Source organism: Paenibacillus amylolyticus (assembly GCF_047302515.1).
GTDB classification, from domain to species: domain Bacteria; phylum Bacillota; class Bacilli; order Paenibacillales; family Paenibacillaceae; genus Paenibacillus; species Paenibacillus amylolyticus_G.
Genome location: NZ_CP168019.1, coordinates 6,865,700 through 6,884,236 on the forward strand (window position 1 = coordinate 6,865,700; position 18,537 = coordinate 6,884,236).

The window sequence follows — 18,537 nt, forward strand, 5'->3', positions numbered from 1 at the left end:
AACGATGAAATTCACAGTATTTGCGAAGACGGTCATTCTCTTAATCTGCCTGCTCGTACCCATTCTGCTGCTCTATACATACGCGAATCAGGCAAATGTGGATATGGTCGTTGAAGAGAAACAGCAGTCGAGTCTGAACCAGTTCAATTATTTCAGTTCCCAGGTGGATAAAAATATTGAACAGCTCTCACTGTATGGTCTGACATTGTTGCGAGATCCGAGTATCCTGCATTACCGTTACATGACGGACTCAACCAGCCAATATGAGAAAAACAGCATCTATCTGGATATTCTCGACAAATTATCGTTGTACCAGTCTACCAGCCGCTGGAAGAACGATATTACCATTGTGCTGCCGCAAGCGGAACTTGTGTTATCCACCATGTCCAGCCGGACAGTCTACGATGAGAAGATGTTGACGTTCCCACAACCTGGCCAATGGCAGCTGGAGCAGGGGAGTTTCACCTACTTTTTCACGGATAACTACGAGTGGAATGAAAAACCGGTGAACACAGGTGTACGAACGGTGATGGAGATTAATTTTGACCCGATGAACGTGGTTGCCATGTTGGATGATTTCAAAGAAACGCAGGGAGGAGATCCCTTCTTGCTGGTACCAGGTAACGATCCGTTGCTGAACCGTACGGCGGACCCCGAACTGGTCGAAGCAATCATGCGTGATATGCCTTTTAACGGGCCGGAGAGGGAAGGCAATCATCAATTGGAGGTGGGCGGTAAACAATATCTGGTCAGTTACGTGCACTCCAAACAACTGCAAGCGGTATACGTGAACCCGGTGGTATTGGATGATTTGTTAACCCCGATGGACAAGAGCCGAAATATGTTTATTACCTCCATTCTGTTACTGCTCGTACTGAGTATCGGGGCCGCACTGCTTTTGTATCGAAAAGTTCAGGTGCCCATCCATCGCTTGATGAGAGGGCTGCAACAAATTCGCAAAGGCCAGCTGTCCACTCGGATTCCGGTCGATCACTCCCGTGACGAATTCGCGTATCTCACCCAGAGCTTTAACCATATGGCAGAGCAGATTCAGGAACTGATCGAAAAGGTATACGAGGAACGTATCCGCTCACGGGAAGCCACACTGAAGCATCTGCAATCACAGATCAATCCGCATTTCCTGTACAACTGCCTGTTTTATATTAAAAATATGACCCAGCTCGGCAACCGTGAAGCGGTTATTGCCATGTCGCTAAGTCTGGGAGACTACTATCGCTACATTACGCGGGGCGAGAATGATATGACGACAGTAGAGGAAGAAATCCGGCTGCTGGACCATTATCTGTCCATTCAACAGATGCGGACCAACCGGCTGACCTACGAGATCGCCGTACCGCAGCAACTGATGTTGCTCCACATTCCGCGGCTACTCATTCAACCGATCGTAGAGAACGCGGTGATCCACGGCATTGAGCCGATGGAAGGCAGTGGGCATGTCGTCGTAACGGGGATGGCGGTACCCGAACATATTGAGGGACGAAAATATACAAGATATAGCCTGTTTGTAGACAATGACGGTGTCACGCTGACAGCGGAAGAGATTGCGGAATTGGAACGGGAGATCAATGAACCAATGGGCGAGGAGATTGGAACAGGCACGTGGAATGTGCACCAGCGTCTCGTTACGCGATATGGGCTGTCGTCCGGGCTTCATTTTGGAGCGATTCCCTATGGTGGACTTAGTGTAGAAATTCGATGGTTTGAGGAGGAACAACCGCATGATGAATCTGATGGTCGTGGATGATGAACATTCCGCAGTAGAGTCGATCGCTGTCTCGATACCGTGGAGAGAACACGGGATTGGTCAGGTATTCAAAGCCTATTCAGTCAAAGAGGCACTGGAACATATGGCAACACACCAGGTCCATATTATTATCACGGATATCCGCATGCCGGGTCTGTCCGGTCTGGATCTGGTCAGTCATATCCGGAAAAAGTGGGAACAGACGAAATGTATTATTTTATCGGGGCATGCTTCCTTCGATTATGCGAAGCAGGCGCTCAAACATGGGACAGTCAGTTATCTACTCAAACCGGTTCGGGATGAAGAACTGATCGAATCCGTACAGCAGGCCGCAGTGCAGATTCGTCTGGAGGGTGAGAAACAAATGCTGCATCAGCGGGCCATGTATTCGGTAAGGGAACATCTGCCCGAGAAGCGGGCGGAGCTGATGAAGGATGTACTTTTAGGGCATAAATGTGCGGATGCTGAACTCGAAGGCAAGCTGGAGCAATTGGAGATCGGGTTCCGTCCACAGGATAAAATGCAACTGTTGCTCATCCGATATGATGACCATCAACCCACACATAAAGCGTTTCGACTGATGAAGTACGCCATCTCCAATGTGGTGGAAGAGATCTACGGCAGTACCTACCATCTCTGTCACACGGATGACGCCTACGATGATCTGGTCTTCATGGCCAGTCCCAAACAAACCCAAGCCGAACCGGAAATTTTAATGGGCCGACTTGGGGAACGATTGCTTCACAGTGTGAGGCAGTATCTGAACGCGACCATTTCCCTGTCCGTTAGTCGTATGGGGCGTTTCCCAGATCAGGTGCCGCAGTTATATCATCAAGCCGTCAGTGCGCTTCGCAAACAGGCCGAGGCGGGCAAAGGATTACATCTGAATGCGGCGGCAGGAACCAACGGGGCCACGTTGAAGTCTCTTGCAGCGCTGTATGAACCGCCGGGTCTGACGACGTTACTGGAAGCCGGGCGCATGGAGGATGCACACCGTAAGATTGATCAGATCTTTGCCGAACTGTCGAACAGTGTGTTTCCGGAACATGTGTATGTGGCTTTTCATTATTTGGCGGCGGCATTCTCCTATATGGCTCATCGGGAAGGAAGGCAGTTAGCTGAAGTGCTTGGGGAGCAGTACCAGCAGCTGCTCAAGGATGGTTATGGTATCTCGCTGCGTAGTCTGGAAACGTGGACTCGGTCTGTAATGCAGCAGTGGGCAGAGAGTGCGAACGATACGGGACAGGATGCGGGATCAACCCTCATTAGGCAGGTGCAGCAATGGATTGACCATCATCTGGGCGAGGATCTATCGTTGCAGGTCATTGCCGGAGAAGTGCATCTGCACCCGGTATATCTGTCGAAAATGTACAAACAATCTACAGGTGAAGGCATTAGTGATTATATTATCCGTTCCAGAATGGAACGTGCGGTTCATTTGCTGAAGCATACGGCGATGAAGATCTATGAAGTTGGTCAGGAAGTGGGGTACAACAACACGCCTTATTTCATTCAGGTGTTCCGCAAACATTATGGACTGACCCCGCAGGATTTTCGGAACGGTTAACAAATCAATATGAACATTGAAATTGTGATATATGTTTGCCTCCCCGGCTGCACTATCCTTTTCATGTAAGGTGCATTTGGCACATAAGGGTATCCAAGTTACCTGAGGAGGGGTTAGTTCATGTATAGAAAAATGATGACGGCATTGCTCGCAATCACGATGGTTGCTGTAACGGCATGTAGTTCGGGAGCCAAGGAAGAACCGGCGAAGGAAGCCGCTGCACCACTTGCTCTGCAAGACGGGAAGTATGAACCGGCGGTACAGATGAGTTATTTGCGGGCCTGGAATGATGATACAAAGTTCAAGAACGGGGAAACGGCACAGAACAATGTGCATACGAAATGGGCCAAGGAACGACTTGGCATCGATCTGACCACGCCATGGGCCGTATCGGTGACCAATGATGCATTTTACACGAAATTGCGCTTGTCCCTGTCCGCTAACGAAGAACTGCCGGATATCGTCTCCATTCGGGGAGACTACAATCTGGTACGAGAATTAATTGAGTCTGGCAAATTTGCCAATGCAGGCGAGTTGTTTGACAAATACGCTTCGGACACATGGAAACAGGCATCCGAATCAGCATCCGAGGAATGGTATCCATACATGTATGAGGGCGAGCGTTATGGCATTCCGATCTTCGATTATGCCTACAACGGCGATTCTGTCATGTTTATTCGGGAAGACTGGCTGAAGAAGCTGGGACTGGAAGAACCGAAAACCATGGATGAGCTGGTTACGGTCATGGATGCTTTTACGAATCAGGACCCGGATGGGAACGGCAAGAAAGATACGTATGGTCTGACCGTGGGCATGAAGAATGCGCTCAATACCTGGATGACAGAATCGGGCTGGATCTTCGGCATGTACAACACCATGCCTGGACAATGGAATGATGCTGGAGACGGCACACTGCAATATGGCTCCATTCAGCCAGGTGTGAAGGAAGGCCTTGCGACGATGAAAGATTGGTTGTCCAAAGGCTATCTGCCCAAAGAAGCGGGTGTCTATGACGAGATCAAGGCAGCAGAACTGTTCACCGCAGGCAAAGCTGGCATTATCGTGGGACCACACTGGATGCCAAATTGGCCGATTGATGATGTGAAGAAAAATGTGGACGGTGCCACGTACAAGGCCATTGCCCTACCTACAGGACCAACAGGCGAGAGCCACCAACATGGATCTGGTGCAAGTAACGGGGTGGTGCTGATTAACAAAGACATGGCGAACCCGGAGATTTTCTTCACGTATCAGAATTATCTGTTCGACAACTTTGCCAATCCAGAAGTGGGCAGCGAATTCGAACATGGCTTCGCGCAAGGATATGACTATGACATCGTGGATGGCAAAGTCGTTGGTGAAGCTGAAGTGAAGGACGGCGTATCCCCGCTCAAATATACGATTACGTATGATGGTGCGCGAATTCCGAATCTGATGATGGATACGCTGGCGGAACTTGCGAAGGGTAAAGAGCCGGAGACCCCTTTTGAGAAAAATACGAAAATTGCAAACAAACCGGAAGTGTTTGTAGCCGCTGAAGTCGTCGTTGCAAATAAAGATAATGCGATCAAGAGCAAGTTCACGGGAGCACCGACCGAGACGATGAAAATGAAACAGGATGCGATCGACAAGCTGGAGAAGGATACGTTCAGCAAGATCATCTATGGTCAGGTGGGCATTGAGGAATTTGATGCATTTGTGACGAAGTGGAAGTCCATGGGCGGCGATGATATTACCGCCGAAGTGAACGAGTGGTATAAGACAGTTAATTAATTTACAAAGCAGGGGAGAACTGATGAGTTCATCAGTTCTCCCCTGCTTTTTTAGTAGACATTTTAATAACAAAAAACAACAAGGATAAGAAAAATAGAGCCTTTGAAGTAAATACCAATAATCTATATAAATTGAACTAAAACATTCACACGAGAACGAAGAGGGCAGAAATAACCTGAAGAAGCGAAGCTAAAAGCTTTCTGAAAGAAAGCTGCATCGGAAGCATAGTCTCGCCTTTATCCCTAGATTTTCACCTTTGTAAGAGTGAATGAAAAAAATCTGGGGATAACAGCGATCGGAAGGTTGTTCTGTCATTGGAGTTGTAAGTGTGAATAACCTTTAGTTCAATCTATATCGTACAGATCGATTATGACTCGCAGCGAACAAAAGTAACGTTTTTTCCTAAAATCACATTCTCAACCTTCCATCCAGCATTTAACCAGGATAGTGCTTGTGTATGATTATTGGAATTATTCACCCACCATTGTTCGCGATTATACGCTGTAGGGGGTAACGTAAACCCGAGAATCTCCTCAAGCTCTGCATATGTAAGGGTGATTGAAACCTGATTCAAATAGTTTTCCAAGGGGAAGTATTTGCTGTAGCTCATTTAGTCGGACCTCCTGAAAAGGAATACAATGATTATACAACGTGGGGATGATGATAGCGAGGGCATGCCGAGAGCGTACATAGTTATGAAAGCAACCGTAGATCTCTTTTACTGAACAACCGTGCATAAGCCTTATTGTTCCGGGTGTACTTGAGAGAGTAAAATAATAGGTAATATACGAACATCAATACGTATTTATAAAATAGGTGCCTCGGATTGATCCGGGATTTATAGAGGTTCAAGTGTGGTTGGTGAACATTAGATGCATGGGAAGGCAGGAGATTAGATGAGTACACTTTATGATCAGGCGATGGAAGAGATGATTACGACGATCCATGAATGGTTTGATGAACAGGAAAAGCGGGATGACCTGGAAAGTGTTGTGAAGCGAACAACGCTGCAAATGGGTATTTTTAATGATATTGTACTGGATTATAGTCCTGGCCGGACCACCGTAGACAGCCTGGATCTGGGTTTGGATGATGATGATGTGAAATCAAAGCAGGGAGGAGCCTTTACGGAGGAACAGGTACGGAACGAGATCGGGCCTAAGCTTGTAGAGGTTATTCAAGGAAGATTGGACAAGCTGGCTGACACACCTTTGATTGACTACCGCTTCACCTTTCGCGGGAAATTCCCTACAACCGAAGGCAAGCTGCAACTGACTTTATTGGAATGGATAAACGAAGAGAAAAGAAAGCTGCTCCTTGAGCGTATTCATACCTATGTAGATAAGAATTTGGAGAACAGTACATATCCAACGAAGCCATTGGAATCCTTCTTTTTGACGAGTCATCTGCTCGATCCAAAGCTGTTCCCGGAGTTGGATGTAGCATGGACCATCAGGCAGTATGACCGGATTCAAGAGTTGAATCAGGGGCGTCCGGAGGCACTTGCGGAACATCGTGGTGAGATAACTCGTGCGGTGACGGCATGGGCGGAGAATCAGTTTTTGCCACAGTATTATGATGTTCAGTCTTCGCCTTATCGTACCAATGAGTATTCACTAAAACCAGGAGCAACGCTGGAGTCGAACGTTGAGACACAGGAAGGCCAACATTTGGACGAGCCTGGGAAGGCGCAAACATCCGAAACTCAACCAATCGATCTGCTATTATACGCGGCGGTCATGATTCTACGTTTTGAGCCCAGTTATAGCAAATCCAAAGGTGTGACTTTTCTGGAGCTCGCGAAGCAACTCGGTAGCAAACGTGCGGCGCGTATGATGACAGAAGGTAGCGGAACGTATGCGAAGGACGGTATTCATGTGAGAACGGAAGAAGTGGAATGCAAAGCAAATGATGTATTTGCTCTGATGACCATTCACATTCGTAAGGAAGGGGCTGGTGCCTATCAACAGGCACTTACCTTTATCACTCATTTATTGAAACAGGGCTTTCCGAAAAGTTATAAGATCAAGCTCAAGTCCAGCGTAAAGCGGTATTTGCCGATCAAAGGGCTCGCGAAGTCGGATACCCACCGAATCTTTGCCAATGCACTGGAGTACCCGGAATTGCATCCACTTCTGGAAGAGTATGCGCGTGAGGCTATCCAGGAGTTTGAGTTCTACGAGGATACAGAGGGAGAGAAAAGCTGTATGCCGGGCAGTTATGCAACCTTTGGACTGGGGCTTGTGGATGAGCAGTATTTCCCGTTGGTTGAATATTACATGGGTGAAGTGGATGATGAGCATCAGTTGATTCAGGATAAGTTCATTGCGGCATTTCTGGAAAAACAGGGTGTCACGGCTCAAGCCATACCTGCATTAGTCGCCAGCTTGCGTCGTTCGACCGATAGTCTGAAGCTGAAGATTCAGCCCGAACTGGAGAATGAGGAAATACTTGAACTGTTGGTTAGACAGATTCAAGGACTTGAGCATTATGAAGCGGAACATGTACTCTATCCGATCTTCGGCAAGGTGGAGAAGCTCACAACGCTCGCTCGCAAAGCGGAGGGAAGACGGAAGGAATTATTGCTGGAACTGTTGCAAGTCGCAGGGAAATGAAGATGTGCACAAGACAAGTAAGATTGTGATGTGCGAGCCAGTAAAGCATTTTAGAGAAGTGAAAGTGTATAAGGAAAGGTGGGGAGAGTTATGGAAACATTGAGACGAAACATGTGGCAGGGGTTGAATGCTCGGGACAAAGAGGCTTGGATGCGTAAGCTTGTTCGTCAGTTACCAGATGCTATGGTATATGAGGGTCTCGAGACATTTGAACGATTCGGTCAGCGGATGGAGACAGGTGTATTTACGGAGGATGGGCTGAGATTTGTGTTTGTGCCTGGGGATCAAGTAACACTCGGCTGGGATCGTTGGCAGCATGGTATGAACGAAGAGACCTCAACCGACTTGCATGAAACGGTCAGTGAGTATGGTGTCGAGGATGTGGATTCGTTTCTGGCGAGTCAAATGTCACCCGTGAGAGAAGTTACTATTGCACCGATGCTTGTTGAATGCGAACTGATCTCGCTAGGCTGGATTGAAGTGTCCGAGGAGGAAGCATTTGCACAGGAAAATCCTGATTTCCCGTCAGCACTGGAGCAGTTCAAGCAATCGGAAATACGTGAATATGAATTGCATCAACAATTCCGTCTGATTCGCCAAAGTGAGAATGAAGTCCAAATCCTGTGGTTCAACGAAGGAATAGAACTGGAAGACGTTGTGAGGGAGGAAGCTGCGGCGGGTTTTGGTTTGCTGACCGAAGACGAATGGGAGTATATCTATGGCGGCGGTTGTCGCACGTTATTTCCCTGGGGTGACAGCTTCGACTATACGATGAGATTGAAGCACTTTGGAAGTCTGGAAGGCGTGGATGAGATTGTGGATGGATCGGCAGAGACGGCCTCTTCACGGGTTGAAGAAAAGGATGATCGTCCTTATGATCTGGAAATGCCAAATTTCTTCGGGGTGCAATTTGCTGGTGATCCCTACAAGTATGAGCTTACGCTCGATTCGTCTGGGGATGTGATGCCCAAAGGCGGAGACGGCGGGAGCCTGATATGTGGTGGAACAGGGCCGCTGGTTGGTTTCTTGCCTGCTGCTGCGGTCTATTATCGAGACGTTAATGCAAGTGAACTTGACTGGGAGGATTTGATGGATGCGATGATGTATCGCAGGGTTATTCGTTTGGCTGAACTGGCATTGTAGTCATGACGAAACGAATCTATCAAGGAAGAGCTATAATGGCGAACAATAAACGTTCAAAACCGTATGATGATTCACCTTATGTTATCTATACGGTAGATGGTATTCGGCTGAGTGCAGGCATACTTGTCCTGTTTTTTCTTAACGTATTTCTGCTTATTCCCGTGTTCAGTGTCCCGTTCCAATCGCTGTATACGTATATTCTCTTGCCACCGCTGGGCTTTATGAATACATGGGCGATTGCCCTGATTGCTGCCCCACGCAGACTCCAACTGAATTATGTATTGTTCCGAGGTGTATTTGGCATCGTTTGTTCTGTGGGATTTATGGTAATTATACAGAAGTTTGCCTACGGGATACTTGGTCTGTCGACACCTTGGTACGCTATTGGATCATTTGTGGTATATGGTTTTGCCGTGTTCCAGTACGTGAAGTTTCGTTTGCGTAAGCTGCAGCAGCCCCCTCAGCGTAAAAAAGGGGATAAAAGCACGGATGTGCCTGGTGCCACAATAACGATGATTACGGGCGGAGCATATCTCCTGGCCAATATTTCACTGGCCTTTGTTACACAGCAGACTGTGGCTGTTGTGCTAATGTGTGTATACATTATGCTGGCTTTTGTGGTATTTCATTTTATCATGGACTTGCATCGGTATTACTGGCTTCGCCAGATCATGAATAAGGCAGAGAGTTAATTGCAGGATAGGGACAGACGAACAGGAAGCGGTCTTTGTAGCAGAGCTTGAGCATACGTAACACACATCAAATCAGCCCCAGCTCATAGAGCGGGACCGAAATGATGTGTGTTTATTTTTGTTTATTTCACTTTTTGTACGGATACCGCCATTTGCTCCAGTTGAGTATGAGTTAATTGGTTATTCGGTGAGCTGAGTGTTACATAACGATCATCCAGCTTGAATGTGAGCATGTCCGTTTGATCCGGTGTGTACCATTTGGCTGATACGCCATTAGGCAGTTTTACCGTTTTACCATCATAGCTGAACGAGTAATCTTTAGGGGATACCGTTACATTCATACGATTAAAAACAAAGTTTACACCATCACCGCCTGCACCTACGCTTATGAACGTATCTCCAGCAACCATATGTTGTGGGGCATAGGCTGTTGTGAACCCGTCAAACTTCGCAAATGCTTTGCGAATGTTATCCAATTGTTGTTTGCTATAGTTCACATCTGCGAATGCAGTGATCCCTTGATCATTGTTGCTGTTGGCTTTTTGAACAGAGACAGCGACTTGTTGCAACTGAGCTTGACTCAGCTTATGATCCGGCGAGCTAAGGGTAACGTAACGATCATCCAGTTTGAATGTGAGCATACCCGTTTGATCTGGTGTGTACCATTTGGCGATAACGCCATTGGACAGTTTCACGTCTTTGCTCGTATAGCCGTCCGAATAATCTCTTGGAGATACATCCACTTTCATATGGCTAAAAATAAAGCTTACACTGTCGCCACCCGCACCTACACTTTTGAACGTGTCACCTGCGATCATCTGCTGAGGGGCATAAGCTGTCTCGAACCCATCGAATTGTGCAAAAGCCTTTTGAATCGCCTCTTTTTGTGCTGCGCTATACGTTACATTTGTCAAAGCTGATGGGTTGCTTGTTGCTTGGCCGATAATGACCTGTCCTTTTTTGCCGTCATAGGATACAGGCACATGCAGTGCATCGGCAAGTACTCGTACGGGCAGATAAGTAGAGTTGTTATAAGTAATTGGCGCAAGTTTGTTGCCATTGCCATCCGTTGGTGAGTAAGCCGCTCCATCGACATTAAAGCTGATTCCATGGTTAAGGTATGCAGAGATTTTCTCTAGTTGCGTTCCGGCGAATACACCCGTTGCTCCTGTTAATGTCATGCCCAGTACCATCATCGTAGCTACGGATTTCTTCATGTTTTTTTTCATCATATATCTCTCCTTCAAGGTTGGGGTTTGTTTTGTTTAATGGGCTCGCTGTCCCTTATGACTTTATATTAAACCCCGAACATATCCAGAATAATTCTGAATTATCTCCAACTTGTAAACATGTGTATATATACGGAGAATGTAGAACGAAAACTGAAGCTGCCTGGCGTGTTTGCCGAATCGAAACATTTTAGTTAAAAAGATAGAGGATTAGTCCGCCAAAACCAAGTACAATCGCACCAACGTATACATAGGAAAGTTTGCTTAGGTTTTGCTTTGTGCGGCGGTCATATTCGGGGTTGCTGGTCTGATTGGCTTTGGAATTTCCGATGATCATGGTAGCAATACCTCCAAATAAGGCGATACCCACAATTAAAACATAAGGCAACCAGGTCATGAATGGACCTCCTTTGCGAATAATATGATATGTCTTTATTGTACTTCAAGTTAACCTTTGATGTAAGATTTAGTTGATAAAATAAGGTAAATGAAGTATCTGTCTTACAGTGTGTATGTAGTCTTGGATCGCAAAGATCACTACAATTTTATATTTTTTTAATTCAAAAAAACCTTGATACAACAGGCATTCGCAGCTTTCTTCGCTGAAGGCTGTGAATTTTTTTGTCCACAGAGTGATCTAGAATAGAGAACCCTGCGTTACACCCTATGAAGACAACGACGAGGAAAAAAATTATACACAAAACATAATCGAGGAGTGAACACGTAATGAAAATGAAAATGAAGAAATTTATCGCACCTGTACTTAGCTTGACACTGTTGATGCCGGGGATCGCTGGAGCAGCTGCCGCACCACAGACACCAATGACCATAATGAAAGCATCCGTGAACACACCTGCGGCTGACTTGAGAGCAAACCTGGACCACCTGTTGTCCGAGCACTTTGCACTCGCAGTAACGGCAATGGCCAAAGCATATGACGGAGCAAAAGATGCAGATGCAGCCTACAAAGCACTCGACCAGAATGCACTGGATATGCAACCAGCAATCGCTTCCCTATACGGTGACGCAGGTGCCAAAGAATTCGAACGCATCTTCCGCGCTCATAACAAATACACAGATGATCTGGTGAAAGCAACCAAAATGGGCAACCAGGCTGGAATCAAACAAGCACAGGCAAACATCAACGGTTTCGTGGATGAGTTCTCCACATTCCTGAGCACAGCAACCGAAGGCAAGTTGCCAAAAGCAGCAGCTAAACAGGCTCTGCAAGTGCATGAAGATCTCGTGCAAAAAGTATTTGATGAGTATGTAGCTGGAGATTACGCTGATGCATACAAGGCTTACCGTGAAGGTTTCAAAGAAATGTTCGACGTAAGTAAGGCACTCTCCACAGCAATTACGACACAAATGCCTGAGAAATTTGAAAATACCAAAGCGGATACAAAAGCAGCTGATCTGAGATCTGCACTCAACCACTTGGCTTCCGAGCACTTTGCGCTTTCGGCTCTGCAAATGCAAGAGCAATATGATGGACGTACAGCCGCTTCCAATGCACTGATTACAGCTGAAGCTGGAAACACAGCTGACTTCAAAGCAGCGATTGCTTCCGTTTACGGTAACGATGGTGCCAATGCTTTCGAGAAAATTTGGGTAACCAATCACGTTAACGCGCAAAGCGATTATGTAAAAGCTGTTAAAAACAACGATGCTACGGCTCGTGCAGCAGTAGAGAAACGTATTGATGGATTTACAACAGAGTTCGCTACATTCCTGGATTCAGCAACAGCTGGCAAGTTGCCAAAAGCAGCAGGACAACAAGCGCTGACAACACATGAAAATCAAGTGCAAAACGTATTGGATCAATATGCAGCAGGTAACTATGGTGCTTCGTACACAACGAACCGTGAAGGCTTCAAAGTGATGTTTGGTGTAGGTCAAGCCCTGGGTAACGCCATTGTGACTCAATTCAACGACAAATTCCAAGAGCCAGCAACACCTGCACCAGCGCCAGAAATGACAACGGTGTGGATGCAATTGAACAGCAAAATGCTGAAAATTAACGATAAAACAACCAACATGGATACCACACCAGTGCTTTGGAAAAACACAACATACATTCCATTGCGTTTCCTGAGTGAAGGTATCGGTGCAACGGTGAAATGGGACAAAAAAGCACAACAAGTAACGGTAATGGCTGGCGATGATACCCTTGAATTCTGGGTGAACAACAACGTTATGGAAGTGAACGGCGTGAAGAAAAACGTAGGTGCAACTGTATTTGTAAACAAAGATGGACGTACGCAAGTACCCCTGCGTTTCATTGCTGAACTTTTGAACTGGGACGTGAAATGGGCACAAAAAGATGGTTCCATTACGTTGACTAAATCGATGTAATCCAACGTTTTTCATATGAATCAAACAAAAGAGCTGCCCCATACGGCAGCTTTTTTGCATTCACCCAAAAGTTCAAAAATTTGGTATAATCATCGAGTAATGACCTACATAACAGCTTGAATAGCCGATGGAGTCTAGAATGATGTATGATAATTTGGTATAAGCAAAATGAAGAGGGGGACAGAGGAATGAGTACATCATCAAAATCGGAGCGTCCAGAGAGAAATGTGGATACCCGGTTATTTGTTGCTTGGGCCGTTTCCGTTATTGCAACAGGGGGCAGTCTCTATTTCAGTGAGATCAAGGGCTTTCTTCCATGTGATCTGTGCTGGTACCAGCGCATATTCATGTATCCACTAACGATTTTGCTGGGCATTGCCTACTTTAAAGATGACGTGGGTATCACAAAATACGTACTCCCACTGAGTTTCGTCGGTGGCGGCATTTCGTTATATCATGTAACGATCCAGCGTATTTTTTCAGCTACAGGTAATGCCGTCGCGTGTGGTAAGGTCCCATGTTATACCGACTATTTGAACTGGTTTGGTTTCATCACGATTCCATTACTGGCACTGATCGCCTTTATTATCATCATCGTGATGCTGTGGGGTATCGGCAAAACACCAAAATCTTCTTAATAAGAAAGGATAGATGGTGATGAGCGGACTAGCTCGTTGGTTCATGCCCTTCCTGGTGCTAATACTTTTGGTCGCTGGCTGCTCCTATGAGGAGCAATCTGCTTCTGGGGAGATGCCGGAGATGATCCGGGTGAAACTCATGATGCCGGATAAGGCGAAAGTGAATGAAGAGGTCGCTTTGCAGATCAAGCTGACACAGGGAGAACAGCCTGTAAATGATGCCGATCATGTGCAGTTTCAGGTATGGAATGAACAGGATGAGCCCGAAGCACCTTCATTCGATCAAGGAATGATGAGTGCCGAAGAACTTGAATCTCGGGGAGCGACGAAGGCTGTATCTATAGGCGATGGTATATATGAAGTAAAACATGCGTTTCAGGAACCCGGAGTGTATGTCGTTCAGGCGCATGTAACCTCAGGAGCGATGCATACCATGCCTAGAACAAAGGTAACCGTGGAGTAATCGTTGTAGTTCACCCGATGAATATACCGTGCAAGCTCTTCCAGGCGGGTATGGCATATTTACCGGGTGTTTCAGTGTGTCTACGATTTTTCGTCATATATTCAGCCTTGACCTTGAAGTATACTTCAAGGTTTATTCTTTTTTTATCAAGAAATATTGGAGGCTGAATAATGAGAATTTTAGAATGGATTTTGGTATTGGTAACCGTAGCTGCTACGGTACTCATGCTGGTGTTTCCGAAGCGCCGAGCAATGACAGTGGGGACACTCACAGCTCTGGTTCTGGCAGTGCTTCTGCATGGCTTGATCAATTCATTTCGCGTGCAGATGATACCAACCTATATCGTTACACTTGTATTATTCATTACGTTAATCATTCAACTCATGAAATCATACCGCGGTGATCGTTATGTTCAGAGCGTGCGGAGACCCAACCGTCTTTCAAGAATAAAGATGACGCTGATATTGATTCTGCTTCTGGCCTTCAGTGCAGGTTCAATCATACTGACCTGGCTCTTACCTGCTTTTACGATGCCTGAACCAACCGGCACATATGCCATTGGCACATTCTCTCAACACCTGGTGGATGAATCTCGTGAAGAGACCAAAACACCCGAGGCAGGAGATAAGCGGGAGCTTATGATTAATGTGTGGTATCCGGTGGATCAGGAGGCCGCTCAAGGTCTGCCACTGGAGCATTACCCTAGTGAGCTGGGCGAAGCGATTAGTCTGGTGTTTGGCATTCCGTCTCAGGTGTTCAGTTATCTGGATACCATTCCAACACATGTGGTGCAAGGAGCTGAGATGTCCGCCGTCCAAAGCAAGTATCCGGTTTTGCTATTCTCGCCGGGTATCCGCTCAGCCCGTTTTCAGAGCATGACGATGATTGAGGAGCTGGTTAGCCACGGTTACATTGTCGTGGGGATAGATCACCCTTATACGTCAGCACAAGTGACATTCCCCGATGGACGTGCAGTCTCCTATCAGGCTGACCCTGAATTTGCAACGTCAGCGGAATTATATCAATATAATGTAGAAGGCATAGGTATCCGTGCAGATGATGCAAGCTTTGTTCTCAATACGCTTACCCAGTGGAATTCACATGACCCGAATCAACTGCTGCAAGGCAACCTTGATCTCGATCACGTCGGCATCATGGGTCACTCTTATGGTGGAGCTACGACAGCGGAAGCCTTGGCACAAGATGATCGATTCAAAGCAGGACTTAGTTTGGAAGGCGGTTTCTGGGGTGAAGTATCCACAACAGCCTTGAAACAACCGTTTATGTATATCATGTCGGGTGGAACGGCCAAAAGTCTGGACCCGGAAGCCACTGCCAAGGATAAAGTATTTTATCCCGAGTTTGAGCCTGATTTGGATCGGGTGATGTTAAATAGTCTTAATGATACCTATTATCTGACAGTGGAGAATTTCTTCCATCAAAGCTTTACGGATATTTCGTTAATTTCACCGAAAATGTTTGCCAGAGGCATGACGCCAGAACATAATGTGGATATAACAAGATCCTATGCGTTGGCATTCTTTGACCGTTATCTGAAAGGGAAAGAGCAGCCATTGCTGCAAGGTTCTTCAGCGCAATTTCCCGAGGCCACCTATGATGCCACATATACCAAGATACGCAACGAACAAACACAATAAATCCGCAGAAGGGTGGAGGAGCAGACATGGAAACCATGACAAGAGGAACGTTGGCTAAGCGTACCGGTGTGAGTATGGCAACCCTCCGTTATTACGAAGATAGTGGAATTCTGCCTGCTCCCCGTCGTTCCTCCAACGGATATCGGGTGTATACCGAGGATTATCTGGTCAAAATTAAGTTCATTAAGGATGCCCAGTTGCTGGGTTACTCCTTAAAGGAGATACAAGAGACCCTGCAACTACTCAGCCAGGAAGACATGGAAAAGGATACGTTAAAAACCCTTGTACGCGAACGCATCGCTGACATTCAGACACATATTGACCATCTGGAACAGATGCAGATTCATCTGGCACGACTGTTGCATACACCGGAGGACGATATCGATAATTATATTCAATCGTTCAGGGTGCAAAAGAAAGAGCCGTAATCGCGGCTCTTTTCCTGTTTAGGAGAAAACAGGCGTGGACTATTGAGCAGGGAAACGGAGATTTAGAAAGAATACATAGTGTAGTTTGCCAATACATAATGGTGGTTAACGTGATTTCAATAATTTCAATAATGAAATTCACACCACAAAAGGAGTAACATTTTCTATGAGGGATTTACAAGGTTTTGTATCCGATTACATCAAAGGAAAGAAACATCTGCATCTTGAGATTGGCGTTATTACAAAGGGAGATATCGAATATCATTCATTAGGCAATCCCCAAAAGAAGAGCGTGTACTAAAAAAGACCTTTATCCACTCATGCCGCTAGACCCTGTGGGTATAAAATACTGGAAGCCATGATGCAGAGAAAAAAAAACACCTCCAACAGAGAGCACCTGAGGATGTACTTCGGCGCTCTCTGTTGGAGGTTTTTTTCGTTCTATCTTAATAGTCTTGATCATGACATACTCGCTTCACGCAGAAAATGGTGCACAATCTTCGTCTGATACTTGATACGGGTCGAGCGTTTCAGACTCCAACAGGTCTCCACCGTGACGGAACGGGCTTGTAATAGTCTTGAAGCCGCTGTACGGGCAGATCCCGGCAATTCATGCTGCTTGAGGTTAAAATGACGATCACGAATGGCAATCGACCAATTCATCCGTTCGATAACTCTTCTGCAAGCTCGAATCGTCCGACTGCCGGGATTAGTGATCAACGTCTGTCCAAGCACCCGTGAACTAAGCTGTGACAGGCCGTTGGCTTCATGCAGATCGAGCCACCAGTCGGCCCGATGTTCACGCGCCAGCTGAAAAACTGCCGCAGCTAGCGGATGCTTGGCCTTGCCTGACATACGGCGTGGAAACGTACGATTCAGATCTGGTTTGCCTCTGATTTTCTTAGCGTAGGCTTGCTGGTTCACGCGTGGCACGATAATTAACAGCCCTCGCTGAATGGCGTGACGACCTGTCGCAATATCATCTGCGAGTTTTTGCGCAGCGGCCATACTCGCCGTTTCATTCCCGTGAACCCCGGATGTAATGAACATCACGGGTCCCGGCATCATGCCACGTACAATGAAGTAGGGAGTAGCGTGTACGGTGGATGCTAGAAGGACATGTTTGGTCACAAGCATGACGCTTCACCTCCATTATTACAGTACGCCATGTCCCTCTTTCATGTAACGGCGTAAGAACAGGTCTTCATCCTATTTCCTCACAAAATGGGCCGACTAATACACCCGATGAATGATATCTTCAAAATCGGGTTCTTTCATCTCTACATCTTCAATCTCACCCCAGTGCTCCAACTGTTTCAGAGTGTCCATTGTGCTCCATTCCTTCCGGTTCACTTCGACGGTGACAATCTGTCCTTCCATTCCAGTAATATGTATCGCGGACGACACAACATCCGGGATATGAAACGCTCCTCGGAACGTTACCCGAATCAGCGTAGGTAGTCCGATGGTTTCGCGAAGTGACGAGATCGTGCCGTCATAGGTCAGTTGACCATGGTTAATCACCATGACCCGGCTGCATAACTGCTCAATGTCGTCCATGTCATGTGTGGTCAGCAGAATCGTTTTACCAAACGTTTCATTTAATGTACGTAGAAACTGGCGAATGTTCCGCTTGGCGTTCACATCCAGTCCAATCGTCGGTTCATCGAGAAAAAGCAGTTCCGGATCATGCAGCATGGAAGCTGCGAGATCCGCACGCATGCGCTGTCCAAGCGAGAGCTTGCGGACAGGCGTGGCCCAGAACGATTCGAGGTCCAGCAGCTCGGCGAACTGGGACAGCCGTTTCTTTTTATCCTCGGCACGCACGCCGTACATCTCGGCCAGAATATCATATGAATCTTTCACGGGCAGATCCCACCAGAGCTGGCTGCGCTGTCCAAACACAACGCCCAGTCGACCAACGGTCCTGCGCCTGTCCTGATGCGGGTTCATACCGTCAAGCCTTACCTCACCCGAGGTTGGGTGGAGGATACCTGTAAGCATTTTAATCGTGGTAGACTTGCCAGCTCCGTTCGGACCGATGTAACCCACAAATTCCCCTGGGCCGATATCAAAACTGATATCGCGTACCGCTTCCTTGGACACATACTCACGTGAAAATAACGTACGTAGACCTGAGAAACGTCCTTCGCGAATAACAGGAGTTTTGAATTCCTTTTGCAGATGCCGTGCTGTGATCATGTTCATGAT

17 protein-coding genes are annotated in these 18,537 nt (G+C 46.7%); 12 read left to right on the plus strand and 5 right to left on the minus strand.

Annotated elements, in window-relative coordinates:
* The first annotated feature begins 4 nt into the window (after positions 1-4).
* From ACDJ59_RS30015 to ACDJ59_RS30025, 3 genes are all read left to right on the plus strand, one after another.
* Positions 5-1,765, plus strand: a complete 1,761-nt coding sequence (locus ACDJ59_RS30015; RefSeq protein ID WP_221820682.1) for a sensor histidine kinase — start codon at positions 5-7, stop codon at positions 1,763-1,765.
* Positions 1,740-3,332 (plus strand): response regulator transcription factor, encoded by a 1,593-nt coding sequence (locus tag ACDJ59_RS30020; protein ID WP_413407141.1) that lies wholly within the window; start codon positions 1,740-1,742, stop codon positions 3,330-3,332. Before ACDJ59_RS30015 ends, ACDJ59_RS30020 begins: the two co-directional genes overlap by 26 nt.
* 120 nt (positions 3,333-3,452) lie before the next feature.
* Positions 3,453-5,105 carry an extracellular solute-binding protein gene (locus ACDJ59_RS30025; RefSeq protein ID WP_413407142.1) on the plus strand — a complete coding sequence of 551 codons (1,653 nt, stop codon included), beginning with the start codon at positions 3,453-3,455 and terminating at the stop codon, positions 5,103-5,105.
* Positions 5,106-5,472: 367 nt separating this feature from the next.
* On the opposite strand, the gene ACDJ59_RS30030 is transcribed toward ACDJ59_RS30025, so the two are convergent.
* On the minus strand, positions 5,473-5,715 hold the full coding sequence (locus tag ACDJ59_RS30030; RefSeq protein ID WP_047841627.1) for a hypothetical protein: 243 nt from the start codon (positions 5,713-5,715) through the stop codon (positions 5,473-5,475).
* Between the two features lie 286 nt (positions 5,716-6,001).
* Between ACDJ59_RS30030 and ACDJ59_RS30035 the strand changes: the two genes are divergently transcribed.
* The 3 genes from ACDJ59_RS30035 to ACDJ59_RS30045 all read left to right on the plus strand — a co-directional run bounded on the left by ACDJ59_RS30035 (position 6,002) and on the right by ACDJ59_RS30045 (position 9,555).
* Positions 6,002-7,720 carry a DUF6138 family protein gene (locus tag ACDJ59_RS30035; protein ID WP_413407143.1) on the plus strand — a complete coding sequence of 573 codons (1,719 nt, stop codon included), beginning with the start codon at positions 6,002-6,004 and terminating at the stop codon, positions 7,718-7,720.
* A 90-nt stretch (positions 7,721-7,810) separates the two neighbouring features.
* Entirely contained in the window at positions 7,811-8,863 is a 1,053-nt protein-coding gene (locus tag ACDJ59_RS30040) for a hypothetical protein (protein ID WP_413407144.1), read from the plus strand.
* Positions 8,864-8,898: 35 nt separating this feature from the next.
* On the plus strand, positions 8,899-9,555 hold the full coding sequence (locus ACDJ59_RS30045; protein ID WP_413407145.1) for a hypothetical protein: 657 nt from the start codon (positions 8,899-8,901) through the stop codon (positions 9,553-9,555).
* A 122-nt stretch (positions 9,556-9,677) separates the two neighbouring features.
* Here ACDJ59_RS30045 and ACDJ59_RS30050 read toward each other — a convergent pair whose 3' ends face one another.
* Positions 9,678-10,772 carry a stalk domain-containing protein gene (locus ACDJ59_RS30050; protein ID WP_413407146.1) on the minus strand — a complete coding sequence of 365 codons (1,095 nt, stop codon included), beginning with the start codon at positions 10,770-10,772 and terminating at the stop codon, positions 9,678-9,680.
* Between the two features lie 202 nt (positions 10,773-10,974).
* Positions 10,975-11,181 (minus strand): hypothetical protein, encoded by a 207-nt coding sequence (locus tag ACDJ59_RS30055; protein ID WP_017692174.1) that lies wholly within the window; start codon positions 11,179-11,181, stop codon positions 10,975-10,977.
* A 335-nt stretch (positions 11,182-11,516) separates the two neighbouring features.
* Between ACDJ59_RS30055 and ACDJ59_RS30060 the strand changes: the two genes are divergently transcribed.
* The 6 genes from ACDJ59_RS30060 to ACDJ59_RS30085 all read left to right on the plus strand — a co-directional run bounded on the left by ACDJ59_RS30060 (position 11,517) and on the right by ACDJ59_RS30085 (position 16,627).
* Complete coding sequence (locus ACDJ59_RS30060) at positions 11,517-13,139, plus strand: copper amine oxidase N-terminal domain-containing protein (protein WP_413409944.1); 1,623 nt, start codon at positions 11,517-11,519, stop codon at positions 13,137-13,139.
* 188 nt (positions 13,140-13,327) lie between these two features.
* Positions 13,328-13,777, plus strand: coding sequence for a disulfide oxidoreductase (locus ACDJ59_RS30065; protein WP_413407147.1), 450 nt, complete (start codon positions 13,328-13,330; stop codon positions 13,775-13,777).
* Between the two features lie 19 nt (positions 13,778-13,796).
* The gene (locus ACDJ59_RS30070) at positions 13,797-14,240 is read left to right on the plus strand and encodes a FixH family protein (protein WP_413407148.1); all 444 of its coding nucleotides are present in this window, start codon (positions 13,797-13,799) and stop codon (positions 14,238-14,240) included.
* A gap of 170 nt (positions 14,241-14,410) precedes the next feature.
* Positions 14,411-15,898, plus strand: a complete 1,488-nt coding sequence (locus tag ACDJ59_RS30075; protein WP_413407149.1) for an alpha/beta hydrolase family protein — start codon at positions 14,411-14,413, stop codon at positions 15,896-15,898.
* Positions 15,899-15,924: 26 nt separating this feature from the next.
* The gene (locus ACDJ59_RS30080; protein WP_413407150.1) at positions 15,925-16,326 is read left to right on the plus strand and encodes a MerR family transcriptional regulator; all 402 of its coding nucleotides are present in this window, start codon (positions 15,925-15,927) and stop codon (positions 16,324-16,326) included.
* A gap of 166 nt (positions 16,327-16,492) precedes the next feature.
* Complete coding sequence (locus ACDJ59_RS30085) at positions 16,493-16,627, plus strand: hypothetical protein (protein ID WP_413407151.1); 135 nt, start codon at positions 16,493-16,495, stop codon at positions 16,625-16,627.
* 158 nt (positions 16,628-16,785) lie between these two features.
* Here ACDJ59_RS30085 and ACDJ59_RS30090 read toward each other — a convergent pair whose 3' ends face one another.
* On the minus strand, positions 16,786-17,463 hold the full coding sequence (locus tag ACDJ59_RS30090; RefSeq protein WP_413407152.1) for a succinylglutamate desuccinylase/aspartoacylase family protein: 678 nt from the start codon (positions 17,461-17,463) through the stop codon (positions 16,786-16,788).
* A 96-nt stretch (positions 17,464-17,559) separates the two neighbouring features.
* Complete coding sequence (locus tag ACDJ59_RS30095; protein WP_413409946.1) at positions 17,560-18,528, minus strand: ATP-binding cassette domain-containing protein; 969 nt, start codon at positions 18,526-18,528, stop codon at positions 17,560-17,562.
* Between the last annotated feature and the right edge of the window lie 9 nt (positions 18,529-18,537).